Source organism: Micromonospora sp. CA-248212, assembly GCF_050948405.1.
Lineage (GTDB): Bacteria > Actinomycetota > Actinomycetes > Mycobacteriales > Micromonosporaceae > Micromonospora.
Map to the genome: position 1 here is coordinate 982720 of NZ_CP192023.1, position 17934 is coordinate 1000653.

Genomic DNA, 17934 nt, shown 5'->3' on the forward strand with positions numbered 1-17934 from the left:
CACTAGTGTGCAATGCGTGGACACCACACAATTGTTGAAGGGCGTGCTCGATCTGGCCGTCCTGGCCGTCCTGCGCGAAGAGGACGGTTACGGCTACGACATCCTGCGCCGGCTCCGCGAGGCCGGCCTGGAGGAAATCGGCGACGCCTCGGTCTACGGCACGCTGCGCCGTCTCTTCGCCGCCGGCCTGCTCACCACCTACGTCGTGCCGAGCGAGACCGGGCCGCACCGCAAGTACTACTCGCTCAACGCCGCCGGGCGTGACCAGTTGACCCGCTCCGGCAAGCTCTGGCGCTCGTTCGCCACCACCATGGACACGCTGCTCGACGATCGGGGGCTGGCGGCATGACCGTCATGGAGCAGGAGATCACCGACTACGTGGCGCGGGTCCGGGCCGCCCTGGCCGACCTGCCGCCGGATCGCCGCACCGAGCTGACCGAGGACCTCGCCGACCACCTCACGGAGGTCGCCGCCGAGGCCGAGGGCACCCTCGTCGAGCGGCTGGGCGAGCCGGAGGCGTACGCCGCCGAGCTGCGCGCCGCTGCCGGCGTCGGTGTCGGCGGCGGTCGCAACCTGGACCACCGGGTCGCCACCGCCGTGGTCCGGGTCCGCAGCCGGCTGCGCGCGCTCGACTCCCGGCTCGGCCCACCCCTGGGGTACGCGACGGCGAGCGAATTCCTCCGTCTGCTGCGCCCCGCCTGGTGGGTGCTGCGCGGCTACCTGGCGGCCATGCTGCTCACCGTGATCAGCACCGGCGGCAGCTTCGGGGTGCTGCCCCGCTTCGGTGGGGAGTTGCTCGCCGGTCTGATCATGCTGGTGGGCTTCGTGCTCGCCTCGATCTGGCTCGGCCGCCGTTCGGCCCAGCTCAACCGCTGGCCGCGCTCGGCGGTGCAGGTCGGCAGCGCGGTGCTCGTCGTCTTCGCGCTCTCCGCTCTTATGCAGGCCGAGGACCGTATGCGGTACGGCGACTACGGCATCGATCCGACGTCGATCAACGACCCGTACAGCCAGGTGCGGGACGTCTTCGTCTACGACAGCGAGGGTCGGCTGGTGGAGAACGCCCGGCTCTTCGACCAGAACGGCAATCCGATCCGGCTGGGCTACCCGGACTGTGAAGGCCGCGTCGACGAGTACGGCAACCCGCTGCTGCGGCCGTACCCGTACTGCCCGGACCGGCCGCCGTTCGGGCCCCGGGGTCCGCGACTGCCCGAGGCGCCGACCAGCACGCCGTCGGCCAGCGAGTCACCCACCGGCACGCCGACCCCGACCGTGACGCCGGCAAGCCCGAGCGCAGCGCCGGCAAGCCCGAGCGCAGCGCCGGCAAGCTCGAGCGCGACGCCGAGTGACGAGCCGACCCCGACCCCGACGAGCTGAGGGGCGATGTGAACCAGATCATGCACGCGATGCTGGGAAATAGCTGAACGGACGAGGCGAGCGGGACGGCACCGGAAATCAATGATCGTTACGGTGTCGTCTGCTCATTCATCCCTCGGAAGGAACCCCCGTGTCAGAGCAGGTCGCACCGCCCCCCGCGTCCGACGCAGCGCCGGCCCAGCCGGCCGCCGAGACGCCGGCCCAGCCGGCCGTCGGCACGCCGGCCCAGCCGGCCGTCGAGACGCCGCCGCCGGCCGAGCCGGAGGGTAAGTCCGGCGGTAAGAAGGCGCTCGGCATCATCGGCGCGATCGTCATCTTCCTCGTCATCGCCGGCCTGAAGTTCGGCCTCGGCACGGCCATCGGCAACTTCGTGAACAAGGACGAGACCGCTGACGCGAAGGCCGGCGACTGCATCGCCGAGCTGCCCGAGATCAAGGGGGACAAGGAGGAGAAGGTCGACGGCGCCAAGGTCGTCGAGTGCACCTCCACCGACGCCGCGTACAACGTGGTCGGTCGGCTCGACGGGCAGACCGAGACCCAGGCCAAGTCCGAGACCACCTGCAACGAGTTCTTCAAGGAAGGCCAGGAGGGGTACGTCTTCTACAGCATCGAGTCGGGCAAGAAGGGCTACGTGCTCTGCCTGACCAAGAAGGCCTGATAACACGCCTGAAGCACCGATGACGGCGGCGGGGAACATTCCCCGCCGCCGTCGGCGTACCCGCAGTCAACGCCCGGCGAACGGGAGGTAAATGCCACTGTTCCGACGTCTTCCCGGCCGGGGTCACGGCGTGGCAGGCTACCGGCACGTAGGACCACTGGGCGACCAGCCAACGATGACTGACCGCTAGGAGGACGGCCGATGGGCGACATGGTGAGCTACCGCAGCAACGGGGGCACGAGCGAGGGGTATCTCGCGATACCCGCGAGCGGCACGGCCAGCCCGGCCGTCATCGTCCTGCAGGAGTCGTGGGGCCTGGTCCCGCACATCCGGTCGGTCGCGGACCGGTTCGCCGAGGCCGGCTTCGTCGCCCTCGTCCCGAACTTCCGGCACGACACGGAGACCAACCAGGCGGTCGAGGCGCAGCACGAGTTGGCGACGCGAGTGGCCGAGGCGGCGAAGGACGTCGCGGACGCCGCCGACTACCTCGCCGGGCGTCCCGAGGTCACCGGCAAGGTCGGCGCGGTCGGGTTCGGCGCCGGTGGCAGCCTGGCTCTCAAGTCGGCGACCCGCTCCGAGCGGATCGTGGCCACCGCGGGCTTCTATCCCGCCCTGTCGGGGGAGTCGATGCGTTCCGACTGGGTCGACTACGCCGGCAAGGCGGCCATCGTCCACTGCTCCGATCAGGACGGCACCTCCACCGACGAGGGTGTGCAGGCCGTTCGTCGCGCCGTCGAGGAGGCCGGCGGCACCTGCCAGCTCTACGACTACCCGGGCACCTCGCACGGGTTCTTCGACGACGACCGGCCGGAGGCGTTCGACCAGCGCGCCGCCTCCAGCGCGTGGGCGCGCACCCTCGAACTCTTCCGGGCCAAGCTTGGCTGAGTCCCGTACCCCCGATCAGGTCGTCGCCCGTGCCGCGCGGGCGGCGGACCTGGCCGATCTCGACGCCGCGGTCAGCGACTGTTTCGCCTGCCCCCGGCTGGTCGGGTGGCGGGAGGAGGTGGCCCGCACCCGGCGGGCGGCCTTCCGCGACCAGGAGTACTGGGGTCGGCCGGTGCCCGGATTCGGGCCCGGCGACGCGCGCATCGCCATCCTGGGCCTCGCGCCCGCCGCGCACGGCGGCAACCGCACGGGCCGGATCTTCACCGGCGACCGCTCGGGCGACGTGCTCTTCGCGGCCCTGCACCGGGCCGGCCTGGCCAACCAGCCGACCAGCGTCGCCGCCGACGACGGGCTCACCCTGCGGGACACCCGGATCTTCTCGGCCGTCCGCTGCGCGCCGCCGGACAACAAGCCCACCCCGGACGAACGGGACACCTGCGCGCCCTGGCTGCACCGTGAGGTCACGCTGATCCGACCCACCCTGCGCGTCGTGGTCGCGCTGGGCGCGTTCGCCTGGGCCGCGTGGTGGCCGGTGCTCCGCCACGTGTACGGGCAGCGCCCGCCCAGCCCGCGACCGGCGTTCGGCCATGGGGCACACTGGTCCGGCGCGGCCGTGCCGGAGTTGCTCGGTTGCTACCACGTCAGCCAGCAGAACACCTTCACCGGGCGGCTGACACCGGGGATGTTGGACGACGTCTTCGGCCGGGCCAAGCAGCTGGCCGAAGTGGACTGAGGACGCGTGGGGTGGTGGCGATGACGACCGGAACACGCCCGCCCGCGCCGTCGCCGCCCGCCGGATCGGGTGTGGTCCGCCCGGTGCTCGGCCTGCTGCGCCGTTGGTGGCCGGTGGGTGTGGTGGCGGCCCTGCTCGCGGCGGCCGCGCTCGCGTCCGCCCACTCGTCGATCGGCGCGAGCCGGATCCCGCCGGCCGCCTCGAACGTGCCGTGGGTACCGGAATACCCGACGGACGTGCCGTCGCCGTCGATCCCCGTCGAACCGAGGGACGCCGGCGAGGCCACCCAGGCGCACATCCCGCAGTGGATCGCGACTGTGGCGATGGCCCTGCTCGGGCTGGCGATCCTCGCGGTGCTCGGCTACCTGACCTGGATCCTGCTGCGTGGCGCGCTGCGTCGTACCTCGCGGGTCCTACCGGCGCAGCGGGCCCGGCGTACGGCCGAGGGCACGGCCCGCGAGGTGGTCGCCGCCCTGGACGCCGGCCTGGTGGAGCTGGACGACCAGTCCACCGATCCGCGGGTCGCGGTCATCGCCTGCTGGGTACGTCTGGAGGAGGCCGCCTCCGCCGCCGGTGTGCCCCGGCATCTCGGCGACACACCGACCGACCTGGTCACCCGGTTGCTGCGGGGCGACGAGTCGACAGGTGTCCCGGCGATCGTCAGCGCCGACGTGCTGGCCGAGTTCGCGCACGTCTACCGCGAGGCCCGGTACGCCACGCGTGAGGTCGGCGCGGGCACCCGCGACCAGGCCCGTGCCGCGCTGCGGCGGTTGCGTGGCGAACTCACCATCGTGACGACTGGCCCGCCCGAGGTGCCGGCATGAGTGGCAGCGCCAGCATCGACGACCTGCTCACCTTCGAGGAGGAGCGGCCGAGGCACGACGACGGGCGGTCCGGTGGCCGGGCCGGGCGGGTGTTCCGGGCCCTTCTCGGCAACGCGGCCCTGGTCGCCGTCCTCGTCGTCGGTCTGCGGGCGGTCGGCCTGCAGATCTCCCTGGCGATCCTGATCGCCGGGGTGTTCGCCGTGTCCGCGGTACGCCGGGTCGCCGCCGCGCTCGCACCGCCACCCGCGGCGAGGTCCCGCACCCGGCTCGCCCAGGACGACGACGGCACCTGGAACTGGGGTGCCCGGGACGCGCTGCGCGCCGCGATCAACGGCTGGGAACTGCCGCTGGACTGGTCCACCACGCGACCCGAACGCTTCACCGGGGTGATCCTGCCCCGGCTCGCGGAACTGGCCGACGAGCGGCTTCGCCTGAAGCACTCCGTGACCCGTGAGTCGGATCCGGTCCGCGCCCGCGCCCTGCTGGGCGACCGGCTGTGGACGTTCCTGGAAACCCCGCCCCGACGCCCCCCGTCGCCGCGCGATCTCGCGGTGATCGTCGCCGAACTGGAGAAGATCTGATGAACGACGTGGACCGGAGCATGCCCGCCACCGAGGTCGGTCGCCTGGCGCGGGCCGTCCTGGACGCGGTCGGCACCGTCGTGGTCGGCAAGCGCGACGCGTTGGAACTGGTCCTCGCCGGCATCCTGGCGGGTGGGCACGTGCTCCTGGAGGATCTGCCCGGCCTCGGCAAGACGCTGACCGCGCGCTCCTTCGCGCAGGCGCTCGGGCTGGACTTCCGCCGCCTCCAGTTCACCCCCGACCTGCTCCCCGCCGACGTCACCGGCTCCTTCCTCTACGACCAGCGCAACGGCGACTTCACCTTCCGGGCCGGGCCGGTCTTCACCAACCTGCTCCTCGCCGACGAGATCAACCGGACGCCGCCGAAGACCCAGTCCGCGCTGCTCGAGGCCATGCAGGAGAAGCAGGTCTCGGTCGAGGGCGTCACGTACAAACTGGACGAGCCGTTCCACGTGCTGGCGACCGCCAACCCCATCGAGTACGAGGGCACCTATCCGCTGCCCGAGGCGCAGCTCGACCGGTTCCTGCTGCGGGTCTCCTTCGGCTACCCCCACCAGGAGGAGGAGTGGGAGGTGCTGCGCCGTCGGATGGGCCGCCGCCGCGAGGAGGCGGACATCAAACCGGTGGTGGACGCCGCCACCCTGCGGGCCATGCAGGCCGCCCTGGAGGACGTGGTGGTGGAGGACTCGATCGGCCGGTACATCGTGGCGCTCACGGCGGCCACCCGGGAACACCCGTCGGTGCTGGTCGGCGCCTCGCCGCGTGGCTCGTTGGCGTTGCTGCTGCTGTCCCGGGTACGCGCGGTGTTCGACGGCCGGGACTACGTGGTGCCGGAGGACGTCAAGGCGGTCGCCGCCCCCGCGCTCGCCCACCGGATCACCCTGCGCCCCGAGATGTGGCTGCGCCGCGTCGACCCGGCGTTCGTGGTCGGAGAGGTGTTGGAGGGGACGCCGGCTCCGGCCAGCGGCGCCCTGCCCAGCTACGCCGCCGGCGGGCCCCGGCACTGATGACCGGTCCGACCGCGTCCGCGCCGCGATCCACCGAGCCGGAGTCGAGCGCCGGCTGGGCGCCCACCCCCGCGCTCGGCCGCGCCGTGCTGCTCGCCGGCCTGTTGCTGGTGGCGGGGGTGCTGCTGGGACGGGTCGACCTCGTCGTGCTGGCGGCGCCGCTCGCGCTGGGTACCGCGTACGCGCTGCGTCGCCGGCCCACCGCGCTGCCGCAGGTCTGGATCACCAGTGCCGAGGACGGACCGCTGGTCGAGGGCGGTGAGGTGGCGGCGGCGGTGAGTGTCGGCAACCCGGACACGGTCGACTACGACCTTGTGGTGGTTCGGTCGCGGGTCTCGCCGTGGCTGCGGATCGCCCGTGCCGGTTTCGCCGGTGTCGAACCCGTCGCCGCGCCGCCAGCCACCGCCACCTCGCCCGCCCCCGGCCGGGGACGCTCGGCCGCCGACCGGCCGTTCGTGACCTCGGTGCCCAGCGGCGCGGCGGTGGACCTGGAACTGGCCGGGCGGGCTCTGCGGTGGGGTCGGCACCCCGTCGGCCCGGCCGGGGCGCGGGTCGCCGCGGCGGGTGGCCTGCTGGTGTCCCGGGCGGTGATCACCGAACCGGTCGGGGTACGGGTCTACCCGCGTACCGAGCCGTTCGAGGCGGTGGAGGCGATGCCCCGCGCCGCCGGTCTGGTGGGCGCGCACCACTCCCGCCGTCCCGGAGAGGGCGGTGAGCTGGCCGGAGTGCGGGTCTTCGCCCCGGGCGACCGACTCCGCCGCGTCGACTGGCGGGTGTCGCTGCGCGCCCGGCAGTTGCACGTCGCGGCGACGCTGTCCGACCGCGACGCCGAGGTGGTGGTACTGCTCGACCTGCTCGCCGAGGCGGGCCGTTCCGGCGGTGTGGACGGCGCCGCGTCCGTACTGGACACCACCGTGCGGGCCACCGCCGCGATCGCCGAGCACTACCTGCACCGGGGCGACCGGGTGTCGCTGCTCGAGTACGGGCCGGGCGCCCGCCGACTGCGCCCCGGCGCCGGCCGCCGGCAGTACCTGACGGTGCTGGAATGGCTGCTCGACGTACGCGCCGAGGCGGCCCAGCACGAGCCATACGACCAGGTCTTCGGTCCGCAGTTGCTCTCCTCGGACGCGTTGGTGGTGGTCCTCACCCCGCTGCTGGACGAGCGGTCGGCGCAGATGCTGGCACGGCTGGCGCGCGCCGGCCGCTTCGTGGTGGCGGTCGACACGTTGCCGGCCGACCTGACTCCGCCGAAGGACCGGGGGTGGGCCGAGGTGGCGTACCGCCTGTGGCGACTGGACCGGGAGACGATGATCGGGCAACTCCGGGAGCACGGTGTGCCCGTGGTGCGCTGGGCCGGCGCGGGCAGCCTGGACCAGGTGTTGCGGGACGTGGCCCGGCTGGCGACGGCCCCAAGGGTGGGTGCCCGGTGAGCGCGAGGAGTGAGCCGGGTTTGCGAGCCCCGCAGTCGCGAACGACAGGAGCACGGTGAGCGCGAGGAGTGAGCCGGGTTTGCGAGCCCCGCAGTCGCGAACGACAGGAGCACGGTGAGCGCGAGGAGTGAGCCGGGTTTGCGAGCCCCGCAGTCGCGAACGACAGGAGCATGGTGAACGCGATCGGGGAGCGGGTTCGGGCCGCTCAGGACGCCGTGACCCGGATCAGCGCCATACCGCTGCTGGTACGGGTCGCCATCTTCGTCACGACGCTGGCCGGTTTCGCGGTGGCGTTTCCCGGCGAGGTGTTGACCGGTCGGCCGCTGCTGTTCCTGGCGGTCGCCGCGCTACTGCCGGCCGTGGGTCCGCGCCGGTTGTGGCCGACGTTCGCGGCGCTGGTGATGGCGGGTGGCTGGCTGCTCGCGACCGACGGGTACGGCCGGCCGGTGGCGTTGTGGCGGTTGCTCGCCGTCGCCGCGCTGCTGTACCTGGGGCACTCCCTGTGCGCGCTGGCGGCACTGCTGCCGTACGACGGGGTGGTGGACTCCGGACTGATCAGCCGGTGGTTGTCGCGGGTGGCCGCGGTGCTCCTGGGTACGGCCGTGCTGGGGGTGCTGCTGTTGCGGGTGGCGGGTCTTGGTGGCGAGACCGGTCACCAGTGGGTCACCGTGCTCGGGCTGCTGGTGGCGGTGGGTGTCGCCGCGTTGCTGGGTTGGCTGCTGCGGCGTAGGTGAACCGGTGTTGCAACAGGGTTACGCAGGTCACAGGGGTTGTGTTCCGTCACAGATGGGGGGCGCGAGCGGGATTACCTGAGCAGGGCGGGGAAAGATAGATGACGTGAATCCGAAGCGGATCCTTGTGGTGGGTGCCGGGCACGTCGGTCTCTACGCCGCCCTGCGCCTGTCGAAGAAGCTCAGCTCCCGTGAGGCTGAGGTCATCGTCGTGGACCCCCAGCCCCACATGACCTATCAGCCGTTCCTCCCCGAGGCCGCGGCGGGGAACATCTCCCCCCGGCACGCCGTGGTGCCGCTGCGCCGCGAGCTGCGCCGGTGCACGGTGGTGGCGGGGACCGTGACGCGTGTCGAGCACGACCGCAAGGTGGCGACCGTGCAGCCGATCGCCGGCCCGGCCCGGGAGATCGCGTACGACCACGTGATCGTGGCCCCGGGGTCGGTGTCCCGGACGCTGCCGATTCCGGGCCTGCACGAGCAGGGCATCGGGTTCAAGACCATCGGCGAGGCGATCTACCTCCGCAACCACGTGCTGGACCGGCTGGACATCGCGGCCGCGACCCCGGACGCGGAGGTCCGCCGTTCGGCGTTGACCTTCACGTTCGTCGGCGGTGGGTACGCCGGCATCGAGGCGCTCGCCGAGATGGAGGACATGGCCCGGGACGCCCTGCGCTACTACCCGGAGCTGAAGCCGGAGGACATGCGCTGGGTGCTCGTCGAGGCGACCCAGCGGGTGCTCCCCGAGGTCGACCGGGACATGGGCGCCTACACGGTGCAGCAGCTCACGAAGCGCAACATGGACATCCGGCTGGACACCCGCCTGGAGTCCTGTGTCGACGGGGTCGTGAAGCTCTCCGACGGGGACAGCTTCCGGTCCGACACGATCGTGTGGACGGCGGGCGTGAAGCCGTCGCCGATGCTGGACGCGACGGACTTCCCGCGCGACGATCGTCGGCGGGTCACCTGCATCCCCACCCTGCAGGTGGTCGACGGTGACCGGGTGATCGAGGGCGCGTGGAGCGCGGGTGACTGCGCCGCCGTGCCGGACCTGACCAAGGAGCCGGGCAACTTCTGCTCGCCGAGCGCGCAGCACGCGGTGCGTCAGGCGGCGCGGATGGCCGACAACATCGTCGCGGTGATCCGGGGTCGCGAGCCGGTCGACTACAAGCACAAGCACGCCGGCAGCGTGGCCAGCCTCGGCCTGCACAAGGGCGTCGCCCAGGTGTACGGCATCAAGATGACGGGTTGGCCGGCCTGGTTCATGCACCGGACGTACCACATGAGCCGGATCCCCTCGTTCAACCGTAAGGTCCGGGTCGTGGTGGACTGGTCGCTGGCGTTCTTCCTCAAGCGTGAGGTGGTCGCGCTGGGCCAGTTGCACGACCCGCGCGAGGAGTTCGTCGAGGCGTCCCAGCCGGTCGGCGCTCCGCGCGTCTGACTTAGCTGTAAGGAAGGGCACCTTCTTATCGTTTCCGGTATAGAAGGGGGCCCTTCCTTTCACCCGGCCGGCATCGGCTCACCTCGGCGGCGTCGGCGCACTGCGGCGGCGTCAGACTCGCCAGATCCAGGCGTCGGCGATGCGGGTGGCGGGGCCGTATAACTGTTCCAGGGTTGCCCGTAGGCTGTCGGCGTGCGGGGCGTCATCGGTCAGTGCCACGCAGGATGCGCCCCAGAAGTCCGCGTCCTTCGCGGCCTGCCGGCGCTGCTCGTCACCGATGGCCGGTTGGTCGCCGCGGCGGGCGACGTCGGCCAGCAGGGCCGAGGTGGGCTGCTTGAAGGTGCCCATGGCGGCGGTGCCACCGCGCCCGTAGGGGCCGATGAAGAACCCCTCGGGCAGGCCGAAGCCGGCGTTGGCGGCGGCCGCCCAGCGCATCGACCACGGCTCCTTGGGGGTGGGCAGCGGCACCGGGACCAGCACACCACCGGGCTCGACGCACTGCCGCCAGTGTCCGCCGGTGACGAACTCCGGCAGGGCGGGCCGCCCGGCGGTCGGCAGCGGGGTCGGGAAGATCGGCAGGAGAGCCGCGACGACGGCGAGCGGCACCAGCCGACGCGCCCGCCCGGTGCTGGCCAGTGCCCGGTCGACGGCGAGGGCCAGCACCGTCGCGACGATCGGCAGCAGTGCCAGCCCGAACCGCATCGGCAACGCGCCGTCCACCACCGGCAGGCCGGAAAGCAGGGCGTACGGGCCGGGCAGCGCGGTGCGGGTGCCGCCGAGCACCACCTCCGGGCCGAGCGAGAGGGCGCCCATCACGAGGGCCGCCGCCACACACGCCAGGATCAGCCGGCGTCGCCCGGCCCAGATCGCGCAGACGGCGGTGACGAGCAGCAGCGGCCAGCCGAGGAAGGTGTTGTACTCGGCCGGCCCGGTGGTGAGTCGCGACGCCTCGTCGCTGCCGGCCACCGACAGCGGTGAGACCGCCCACCAGCTGCTCAGGTCGGCCGAGAAGTAGGCCGGGCTGAACATCCCGTCGGCGACACCCTGCGGCCCGGCGAACTGGAACCACAGCGGGTAGCCGAGCACCAGCATCGCCAGACCGGCGGCGATCGCCAGTCCGCCAGCGAACCCGGGCAGCGCTCTCCGGGCGAGGTTCCGGTCCGCGAGGGCGTAGGCGATCGCCATCACCAGCAGCGTGACGGCGCTGAGGAAGAGCACCTCCTCGCCGATGAAGACCTGTGCGGTCACGGCGACCGCCAGCCCGGCTGCGGAGCTGATCATCTGCCGTCGGTCCGGGCCGGTGGGCCGACCACGACCCTCGCCGGGGTCAGACGCCCGCAGCAGCCGTACCACCAGCCAGACGATCACCGGCACCAGCCACTGCGCCGTCATGTGCAGGTGGCTGTTGGTCTGCGAGACCATGCCGGGGCCGAAGCCGCACAGACCGCCGCCGAGCGCGGCGGCGAGCCGGCGGACGCGCATCGTCCGGTGGAACAGCAGGTACCAGGCGAGGGCGGTGCCGGCCAGGTTGGCGGCGGCGAGCAGCGCGAAGGAGGTGGGCGCACCGAACAGCAGGGTGACCGGGGCGCAGAGCACACCGAGCGCGATGATCGTGGTGTTGGCCATCAGGTTGACGCCGTCCGGGGCGTTGAGCCGGTCGGTGAGCAGGTGGAAGTCACCGAGCAGCGCTCGTGCGTCGACGGCCAGGAACCATTCGTAGAGCGTCTGGTCCTCGGGGTTGAGCGCCAACATGCGCCCGCCCGGGTCGGGCCACAGCCCGTGGGTCAGCCAGCCGGCCAGCGCCACCCACACGAGGGCGACCAGTAGATCCGTCCGGTGGCGGCGGGCGGCCGTGCGCAGCCGTCCGGCCCGGCTCGCGCGCTCTGCCGGATCGGCGAGGCGGACCGCCTGGTCAGGGGCGGCGTCGGGGGCCGTGGGGGCTGCGCTGCTCACGGCATCGACCCTAATGTGGCCAAGCCGGCGGGGTACGCCGGGTCGCCGCCGACCGGCTACGGTGACACTGCACCGTGCGTGTCGACGCGCGGGTGCCACCCGCCCGGGTGGTGGAACGGCAGACACGGCCGCCTTAAAAGCGGCTGCCGAAAGGCGTGCGGGTTCGACCCCCGCCCCGGGCACCATCCGGCACGGCCTCGCGTTCCCATTCGTGATCACCAGGAGTGGGTCGGGCAGTTTACTCTTGGTGGGCACGTTCACGTGCAAACGACCCCCTGAGGGAGGCCAGACAGTGAAGACCTCGAACCCGGTGCTCGCCCGGCTCGGCCAGGCGGCCGAGCGGGAGCGCTCCGCCGGGTACGCACCGACCGGGCCGTACGGACAGCCCGGCATTCCGCAGCAGTACCCGTCCCAGACCGGCTACCCGGCCGCACCGCCCACCGTGGCGCCCATGACCGTCGACGACGTGGTCGTCAAGACGGTCGCCCTGCTCGGCATCCTCGGCGTCACCGCTGCGGCCGCCTGGGTGCTCGTGCCCGACTCGCTCCTCGGCGCCGCCTGGATCGGCGCGGCGGTGGTCGGCCTGGTGCTGGGCTTGATCATCTCGTTCTCCCGGATGGCCAACCCGGCGCTGGTCATCGCGTACGCGGTGGTCGAGGGCGTCTTCGTCGGCATGGTCAGCAAGGCGTTCGAGACCTTCTACGACGGCATCGTGCTTCAGGCCGCCGTGGCGAGCTTCGGCATCTTCTTCGTGATGACGATGGTCTACAAGGCGAAGATCATCCGGGCCACCCCGATGTTCGTGAAGATCGTGTCGACGGCCATCATCGGCCTCGCCGCGGTGATGCTGATCAACCTGGTGCTGGCGCTGTTCGGCGTCAACACCGGGCTGCGGGACGGCAGCCCGCTCGCGATCGGCTTCAGCCTCGTCTGCATCGTGGTCGCGTCGCTGAGCTTCGTGCTCAGCTTCAAGGAGATCGAGGACGGCGTCCGGATGGGCCTGCCCCAGCGCTACTCCTGGGTGGCCGCGTTCGGCATCCTGGTCAGCCTGGTCTGGCTCTACATCGAGATCCTGCGCCTGCTGAGCTACTTCCAGGGCGACGACTGACCTCGTCCGCACCGCTGACCGGCGCCCGCTCCCGCTTCCCGTGGGGGCGGGCGCCGTCGTCCGCGCCGTTTCGCCGCCACCGCCGGGCCGTCCGGGGGAGAGTGAATCTCCTGGGGTACGGGCGAAGGAGGCGACGGTGCGCAGCGACAACCCGGTGCTCAACCGGCTGGACGAGACCGGCCGGTTGGAGTCCCGGGTGGTCAGCTCCCGCGACGTCGAGCCGATGACGGTCGACGACGTCGTGGTGCGTACCGTCGGATTGCTCCTGCTCACCGGCGCGACCGCCGCGGTGTCCTGGGCGGTGGTGCCCGACGCGGTGTGGTTGGGCGCGGCCCTGGCCGGCACCGCCCTGGCCTCGATCGTGCTGGTCCTGGTCATCTCGCTGCGGGGGATCACCAATCCGGTGCCGATCATCGGCTACGCGCTGCTCCAGGGGCTGCTGCTCGGGGTGGCCAGCCGGGCCTTCGAACAGGTCTACCCGGGGATCGTCGTGCAGGCGGTGGCCGGCACCTTCGGTGTGTTCCTCGGCATGGCCGCGCTGTACCGGGCCCGGGTGATCCGCGCGACCCCCCGACTGGCCCGGCTGGTGATCGGCACGCTGCTCGGCATCGCCGTGCTGAGCGTGGTCAACCTCGTGTCGTACCTGATCTCCGGCCGGTCGGGGTTGGCGGTCTACAGCGTCAGCGGGGAGGTCGGCTGGCTGCCGTACGCCTTCTCGGTGGTGGCGATCATCGCGGGCGCGTTCAGCTTCATCCTCGACTTCGACCTGGTCGAGCGGTCGGTGCGCGACGGCCGACCGCGCCGGTACGCGTGGCTGAGCGCGTTCGGTCTGCTGACCGGCCTGGTGTTCCTCTACTGGCAGTTGCTGCGGTTGCTCAGCTACCTGCGCCGCTGATCGACTCGCTTTACCGAATGTCGGGGTGTCCGGGGCGCGGGGATGCCCCGGTTTCCAGAAAGTCGAGTTGATCTCGGCTGCTCCGGCCGGTTGTGCGGCGTGGGTCGACCGTAGACTCGGCGCGGTGAGCGTAGCGGAGTTGGAGCAGGCCGTGCGGTTGCTGGTCGGCCAGGTCGGGCACTGGGAACAGCCGCGCTGGGCCGCGACCGCGACCACCGGCAACGTGCCCCGCGCCGACCTGGTGCACCGTCTGGTGCAGGAGGTCGCCAACCTCGCGGCCGACGCCGAGGGGCAACCACGGCGAACCGTGCCCCGGCTCGACAACGACCTGGCCCTGCCCGACCAACTGCGGGTGGTGACGGCCGACCTGCTCGCCGCCGGGGCCGACGCCGAGGTGCTGACGCGGGCCGCCGCCGAGGTGACGGCGACCCGCAACGCGCTGTGAGTAGCGGCGCGCCCGGTGCCGCGCGCCCGGCGACCCAATGCGGCTCGCCGGCTGCCCCCGGGCAGCCCGCAGCCGGGCGCCCGGCGCGCTCAATCCGTCAGCTGAGCCGCTCGAGCACCATGGCCATGCCCTGGCCGCCACCGACGCACATGGTCTCCAGACCGATCGTCTTGTCGTGCCATTCGAGGGCGTTGAGCAGGGTGCCGGTGATTCGGGCGCCGGTCATGCCGAACGGGTGCCCGACGGCGATCGCGCCGCCCATCACGTTCAGCTTCTCCTCCGGGATGCCCAACTGGCGGTAGGAGGGGATGACCTGAGCGGCGAACGCCTCGTTGATCTCGACCAGGTCGACGTCGTCGATGGTCATGCCCGCCCGGCGCAGCGCCTGCCGGGACGCCTCAACCGGCCCGAGGCCCATGATCTCCGGCGACAGCGCGGTGACGCCGGTGGAGACGATCCGGGCCAGCGGGGTCACGCCCAGCTCCTCGGCCCGCTGGGCGCTCATCACCACGACGGCGGCGGCCCCGTCGTTGAGGGGACAGCAGTTGCCCGCGGTGATCCGGCCGTCGGGGCGGAACACCGGCTTCAGCCCGGCGACCGCGTCGAGGGTGACGCCGGGTCGGGGACCGTCGTCGGTGCTCACCACAGTGCCGTCCGGCGTGGTGACCGGGGTGATCTCCCGGGCCCAGAAGCCGTCCGCGATGGCCTTCTCGGCGAGGTTCTGGCTGCGTACCCCGAACTCGTCCATGTCGGCGCGGGTCACGTCGTACACCTGGGCCAGGTTTTCCGCGGTCTGCCCCATGGTCAGGTAGATGTCCGGCAGGTCGCCGCTGTCGCGCGGGTCGGTCCACACCTCGGCACCGCCCTGGGCGCGGCGCTTCGAGCGCTCGGCCGCGGACGCGAAGCGCGGGTTCTCCCAGCCGCCGCCGACCAGCGCCTGCGCCTCCGGCGGCAGACCGTCGGAGCTGCCGCGCGCGTACCGGGAGACCATCTCGACCCCGGCGGAGACGAACACGTCGCCCTCGCCGGCGCGGATCGCGTGCAGGGCCATCCGGGTGGTCTGCAACGACGAGGCGCAGTAGCGGGTCAGCGTCGCGCCGGGCACGGTGTCCAGGCCGAGCAGGGTGGCCACCACCCGGGCCATGTTGAAGCCCTGTTCACCGCCGGGCAGGCCGCACCCGAGGTAGATGTCGTCGATGGTGCTCGCGTCGAGCTGGGGGATCTTGTCCAGGGCGGCCCGGACGATGGTCGCGGCGAGGTCGTCGGAGCGGACATCGCGCAGGGACCCCTTGTGGGCCCGGCCGATGGGGGAGCGGGCGGTAGCGACGATGACGGCATCGCGGGGCGACTCAATCGGCATGGGCCAACGTTAACCCGCCGGTAACATGGCGCGGAAGAAGCGAGGGCGGCGGGAAATGTCACCCTCGCCGGGCGTGCGTCACCGCCGGGAGGCGACCGCCGCGGCGGCCACGACGGCCGGTAGCAGGGCGTGCGCCCACACCCGGTAGCCGTCGGCCGACGGGTGGAAACCGTCGTGGCACAGCGTGCCCGCGTCGGCTCGGAACACCGGACCGGTCTCGGTGGCCAGGTCGACCACCGTCCCGCCCGCCTCCAGCGCCGCCGTGGTCTGCGCGCGGGCCATCCGCCGACCGGACCAGCCGACGAGCTGACGCAGCGGCGGCGCGATGGCGCGTACGGCCCCGAGGTCGGGGCAGGTGCCCACCACCACCTCGACGCGTGCCTCCCGCAGCCGGTGCACCGCCGCCCCCAGGTACGCGGACGCGTCGCCGGGCCGGCGCAGCCCGGTGGCGTCGTTCGCGCCGATCAGGATCAGCGCCACGTCGGGTCGCTCGCCGAGCAGGGCCCGGGCGACCTGGGTGGTCAGGTCGGTGGAGCGGGACCCCGAGACGCCGACGCTGGACAGGTGCACCCGACGGCCGGACGGCCCCTCGGCGAGGAGGTTGGCCAACTGCCCGCCGATGGTGTCCTCGAGGCGGTCGACGCCGACACCCAGTGCCGACGAGTCACCGAGCAGCACCAGGCGCAGCGGTGCGGCTTCGGCCCGGCCGATCGTGGCGCGCAGCGCCAGCCCCAGCTCCGGCTGGGCGTAGCGCCGGTGGCGCGCGACGAACGCTTCGCCGGCCAGGACGGCGGCGCCGCCCACCGTGCCGGCCAGCAGCGAGAGCGCCGCCGCCCGACCCAGCCGGCCGGGGAAGCCGGCGGTCACGTCCCGCTCGCTGCGCTCGTTCATGCCAGTCCCTCCACTGTCGAGGTGTCCGCGGAGCCTGCCTGCGGCACCGCGTGCACACCGAAGAACGCCCGGCGACGCAGCTGCGCCCACCGGCCGGCCGGCCCTCGGTCGCGGCCCCGGACCTGGGCGCCGCTGACCTCGGTGCCGGCGTGCCGGGCCGCCTCCTGCGCGGCCTCTGGCAGCGACCGTACGCCCTCGCCCCGCGCCGGTGTAACCCGTCGTTCGTGCCCCGCACCGAGCGCGGACAACATCGTCGGCAGCAGGGCGGCGGCGGCCATGGCGTACCCCTCGGCGGAGGGGTGGAACCGGTCCCAGGCGAACATCCGCAGCGGCTCGGCCGCGAACCGCGGGCCGAGCAGGTCGCCCAGGGACACCGTCCAACCGCCCGCCTCGACCACGGCCACCGTCTGCGCAGCGGCGAGCTGGCGACTCCACCGGTGCGCCAGCCAGCGCAGCGGTGGCTGGATCGGCCGGATCGCGCCGAGGTCGGGGCAGGTGCCGACGACCACCTCGCAGCCGGCGGCGCGCAGCGAGCGGACCGCCTCGACCAGGTAACGCACGGCCAGGCCGCGCGGGGTGCGGTTGGTGATGTCATTGCCGCCGATGAGGATCACCGCGATGTCCGGGGAGCAGTCGAGCGCCGCCTCCACCTGGTGACGTAGGGCCGCGGAGATGGCCCCGACCACCGCGAACCGGCGCAGCAGCACCGGCCGGTGCAGCCGCCGGGAGAGGCCGGTGGCGAGCAGCGCTCCGGGTGTCTCCCGGCGGCGGTGGACCCCGTAGCCGGCCGCCGACGAGTCACCGAGCACGACCATGGTGAGCGCGGGGCCGGGGAACTTCGCGCCGTACATCCCGTCGCAGCGCGGCGGGGGCGCCTCGGCCATCGGAATGGTGCGCCGGGCCTGGCGGGCCTGGCCGAGCAGCACGCCGCCGGTCGCCATCGCGGCCGCCGCGGTGGCGCCCGTGCCGATCGCCGCCAGTCGGGCGATCCGCCAGGCCTGCCGCCGGCGCGGACCAACGGGTACGACAGAACCAGCCACCCCCATATGGCGACATTATCGCGCCGGCCCGACACACCGCTGTCGTCGTCACGGCTCGCGGATGCCTGGAAACCGACGCGACGGGGTACCTGTCCGGTGGAGGCCGGCCGACTTGCGCCGACCCGCCACGCTGATCCGGCGGAGAGGAGCGCGACGATGGGGAAGACACTGAAGCGCAGCGCGGCGTTCGCGGCCCTGGCGCGGGCACTGATGGCGGGGGCGCGGGGCGGACCGTCGCTGGGGGCCCGGCTGGCGGCGCTGCCCCGGATGATCCGGGCCACCACCAGGGGCGAGTACGACGGTGGCCTCCGGCTGGCCCTCATGACGGCGGCCACGGCGTACATCGTCTCGCCCATCGACTTCCTGCCCGAGATCCCGCTGGCGATCTTCGGGCTGGCCGACGACGCCGTCATGGTCACCTGGCTGGCGGGCAGCGTGCTCTCCGAGACCGACCGCTTCCTGGAGTGGGAGGCCCGGCGCAGCTCGGTCATCCCCGGGGGTCTGGTGCACTGACGGCACGTACGCTGGGCGGCGAGGATACGTCTGCCCGGCCGCCGTCGCCGGCGCCGCAACGAAGGGCA

At 72.8% G+C, this 17934-nt stretch carries 18 protein-coding genes, 1 tRNA gene and 2 pseudogenes; 16 read left to right on the plus strand and 5 right to left on the minus strand.

Annotation, left to right across the window (positions count from 1 at the left end):
- Nucleotides 1–16: 16 nt before the first annotated feature.
- Together ACQP03_RS04635 and ACQP03_RS04640 are read left to right on the plus strand one after the other, a co-directional pair.
- A complete protein-coding gene (locus ACQP03_RS04635; protein ID WP_007455685.1) occupies nucleotides 17–349 on the plus strand; it encodes a PadR family transcriptional regulator in 333 nt (110 codons plus the stop codon).
- A gap of 5 nt (nucleotides 350–354) precedes the next feature.
- Nucleotides 355–471: pseudogene (locus ACQP03_RS04640) on the plus strand (HAAS signaling domain-containing protein); the annotation flags it as partial.
- A gap of 771 nt (nucleotides 472–1242) precedes the next feature.
- Here ACQP03_RS04640 and ACQP03_RS04645 read toward each other — a convergent pair.
- Nucleotides 1243–1299: pseudogene (locus tag ACQP03_RS04645) on the minus strand (hypothetical protein); the annotation flags it as partial.
- Between the two features lie 205 nt (nucleotides 1300–1504).
- Between ACQP03_RS04645 and ACQP03_RS04650 the strand changes: the two are divergent.
- From ACQP03_RS04650 to ACQP03_RS04690, 9 genes are all read left to right on the plus strand, one after another.
- Nucleotides 1505–2032 carry an LppU/SCO3897 family protein gene (locus ACQP03_RS04650; RefSeq protein WP_357130117.1) on the plus strand — a complete coding sequence of 176 codons (528 nt, stop codon included), beginning with the start codon at nucleotides 1505–1507 and terminating at the stop codon, nucleotides 2030–2032.
- 201 nt (nucleotides 2033–2233) lie between these two features.
- Nucleotides 2234–2917 carry a dienelactone hydrolase family protein gene (locus ACQP03_RS04655; RefSeq protein WP_357174952.1) on the plus strand — a complete coding sequence of 228 codons (684 nt, stop codon included), beginning with the start codon at nucleotides 2234–2236 and terminating at the stop codon, nucleotides 2915–2917.
- Nucleotides 2910–3650 (plus strand): uracil-DNA glycosylase, encoded by a 741-nt coding sequence (locus ACQP03_RS04660; RefSeq protein WP_357130111.1) that lies wholly within the window; start codon nucleotides 2910–2912, stop codon nucleotides 3648–3650. Before ACQP03_RS04655 ends, ACQP03_RS04660 begins: the two co-directional genes overlap by 8 nt.
- 20 nt (nucleotides 3651–3670) lie before the next feature.
- Nucleotides 3671–4474 carry a DUF4129 domain-containing protein gene (locus ACQP03_RS04665; RefSeq protein ID WP_357130108.1) on the plus strand — a complete coding sequence of 268 codons (804 nt, stop codon included), beginning with the start codon at nucleotides 3671–3673 and terminating at the stop codon, nucleotides 4472–4474.
- Complete coding sequence (locus ACQP03_RS04670; protein WP_357130105.1) at nucleotides 4471–5055, plus strand: hypothetical protein; 585 nt, start codon at nucleotides 4471–4473, stop codon at nucleotides 5053–5055. The genes ACQP03_RS04665 and ACQP03_RS04670 overlap by 4 nt, the downstream gene beginning before the upstream one ends.
- Complete coding sequence (locus ACQP03_RS04675) at nucleotides 5055–6062, plus strand: AAA family ATPase (RefSeq protein WP_355048839.1); 1008 nt, start codon at nucleotides 5055–5057, stop codon at nucleotides 6060–6062. Before ACQP03_RS04670 ends, ACQP03_RS04675 begins: the two co-directional genes overlap by 1 nt.
- Complete coding sequence (locus tag ACQP03_RS04680) at nucleotides 6062–7492, plus strand: DUF58 domain-containing protein (RefSeq protein ID WP_357130102.1); 1431 nt, start codon at nucleotides 6062–6064, stop codon at nucleotides 7490–7492. Before ACQP03_RS04675 ends, ACQP03_RS04680 begins: the two co-directional genes overlap by 1 nt.
- Nucleotides 7493–7665: 173 nt before the next feature.
- Nucleotides 7666–8226 (plus strand): hypothetical protein, encoded by a 561-nt coding sequence (locus ACQP03_RS04685; RefSeq protein WP_357130410.1) that lies wholly within the window; start codon nucleotides 7666–7668, stop codon nucleotides 8224–8226.
- A gap of 103 nt (nucleotides 8227–8329) precedes the next feature.
- Complete coding sequence (locus tag ACQP03_RS04690; RefSeq protein ID WP_357130099.1) at nucleotides 8330–9661, plus strand: NAD(P)/FAD-dependent oxidoreductase; 1332 nt, start codon at nucleotides 8330–8332, stop codon at nucleotides 9659–9661.
- 111 nt (nucleotides 9662–9772) lie between these two features.
- On the opposite strand, the gene ACQP03_RS04695 is transcribed toward ACQP03_RS04690, so the two are convergent.
- Nucleotides 9773–11614: a hypothetical protein gene (locus tag ACQP03_RS04695; protein ID WP_363660155.1), complete on the minus strand. Its 1842-nt coding sequence runs from the start codon at nucleotides 11612–11614 to the stop codon at nucleotides 9773–9775.
- Between the two features lie 101 nt (nucleotides 11615–11715).
- Between ACQP03_RS04695 and ACQP03_RS04700 the strand changes: the two genes are divergently transcribed.
- The 4 genes from ACQP03_RS04700 to ACQP03_RS04715 all read left to right on the plus strand — a co-directional run bounded on the left by ACQP03_RS04700 (nucleotide 11716) and on the right by ACQP03_RS04715 (nucleotide 14062).
- A tRNA-Leu gene (locus tag ACQP03_RS04700) sits at nucleotides 11716–11799 on the plus strand.
- Between the two features lie 107 nt (nucleotides 11800–11906).
- The gene (locus ACQP03_RS04705; RefSeq protein WP_357130093.1) at nucleotides 11907–12722 is read left to right on the plus strand and encodes a Bax inhibitor-1/YccA family protein; all 816 of its coding nucleotides are present in this window, start codon (nucleotides 11907–11909) and stop codon (nucleotides 12720–12722) included.
- A 136-nt stretch (nucleotides 12723–12858) separates the two neighbouring features.
- Nucleotides 12859–13617, plus strand: a complete 759-nt coding sequence (locus ACQP03_RS04710) for a Bax inhibitor-1/YccA family protein (protein ID WP_357174946.1) — start codon at nucleotides 12859–12861, stop codon at nucleotides 13615–13617.
- Between the two features lie 124 nt (nucleotides 13618–13741).
- Nucleotides 13742–14062, plus strand: coding sequence for a hypothetical protein (locus tag ACQP03_RS04715; protein WP_357130087.1), 321 nt, complete (start codon nucleotides 13742–13744; stop codon nucleotides 14060–14062).
- A 97-nt stretch (nucleotides 14063–14159) separates the two neighbouring features.
- Here ACQP03_RS04715 and ACQP03_RS04720 read toward each other — a convergent pair whose 3' ends face one another.
- The 3 genes from ACQP03_RS04720 to ACQP03_RS04730 all read right to left on the minus strand — a co-directional run bounded on the left by ACQP03_RS04720 (nucleotide 14160) and on the right by ACQP03_RS04730 (nucleotide 17359).
- Nucleotides 14160–15422 (minus strand): acetyl-CoA C-acetyltransferase, encoded by a 1263-nt coding sequence (locus ACQP03_RS04720; protein ID WP_357174943.1) that lies wholly within the window; start codon nucleotides 15420–15422, stop codon nucleotides 14160–14162.
- A gap of 78 nt (nucleotides 15423–15500) precedes the next feature.
- Nucleotides 15501–16289, minus strand: a complete 789-nt coding sequence (locus ACQP03_RS04725) for an SGNH/GDSL hydrolase family protein (protein ID WP_433461132.1) — start codon at nucleotides 16287–16289, stop codon at nucleotides 15501–15503.
- A gap of 20 nt (nucleotides 16290–16309) precedes the next feature.
- Entirely contained in the window at nucleotides 16310–17359 is a 1050-nt protein-coding gene (locus ACQP03_RS04730; protein ID WP_357130078.1) for an SGNH/GDSL hydrolase family protein, read from the minus strand.
- Between the two features lie 150 nt (nucleotides 17360–17509).
- Here ACQP03_RS04730 and ACQP03_RS04735 point away from each other — a divergent pair, with 150 nt between their 5' ends.
- The gene (locus ACQP03_RS04735) at nucleotides 17510–17866 is read left to right on the plus strand and encodes a YkvA family protein (RefSeq protein WP_355048830.1); all 357 of its coding nucleotides are present in this window, start codon (nucleotides 17510–17512) and stop codon (nucleotides 17864–17866) included.
- Nucleotides 17867–17934 lie beyond the last annotated feature (68 nt).

What these genes read in the sequence shown, in the direction of transcription:
- ACQP03_RS04730 (WP_357130078.1), bottom strand. Translation starts at nt 17,359, where the DNA reads ATGGGGGTGGCTGGTTCTGTCGTACCCGTTGGTCCGCGCCGGCGGCAG.
- ACQP03_RS04665 (WP_357130108.1), top strand. Translation starts at nt 3,671, where the DNA reads ATGACGACCGGAACACGCCCGCCCGCGCCGTCGCCGCCCGCCGGATCG.
- ACQP03_RS04670 (WP_357130105.1), top strand. Translation starts at nt 4,471, where the DNA reads ATGAGTGGCAGCGCCAGCATCGACGACCTGCTCACCTTCGAGGAGGAG.
- ACQP03_RS04675 (WP_355048839.1), top strand. Translation starts at nt 5,055, where the DNA reads ATGAACGACGTGGACCGGAGCATGCCCGCCACCGAGGTCGGTCGCCTG.
- ACQP03_RS04655 (WP_357174952.1), top strand. Translation starts at nt 2,234, where the DNA reads ATGGGCGACATGGTGAGCTACCGCAGCAACGGGGGCACGAGCGAGGGG.
- ACQP03_RS04735 (WP_355048830.1), top strand. Translation starts at nt 17,510, where the DNA reads ATGGGGAAGACACTGAAGCGCAGCGCGGCGTTCGCGGCCCTGGCGCGG.
- ACQP03_RS04720 (WP_357174943.1), bottom strand. Translation starts at nt 15,422, where the DNA reads ATGCCGATTGAGTCGCCCCGCGATGCCGTCATCGTCGCTACCGCCCGC.
- ACQP03_RS04680 (WP_357130102.1), top strand. Translation starts at nt 6,062, where the DNA reads ATGACCGGTCCGACCGCGTCCGCGCCGCGATCCACCGAGCCGGAGTCG.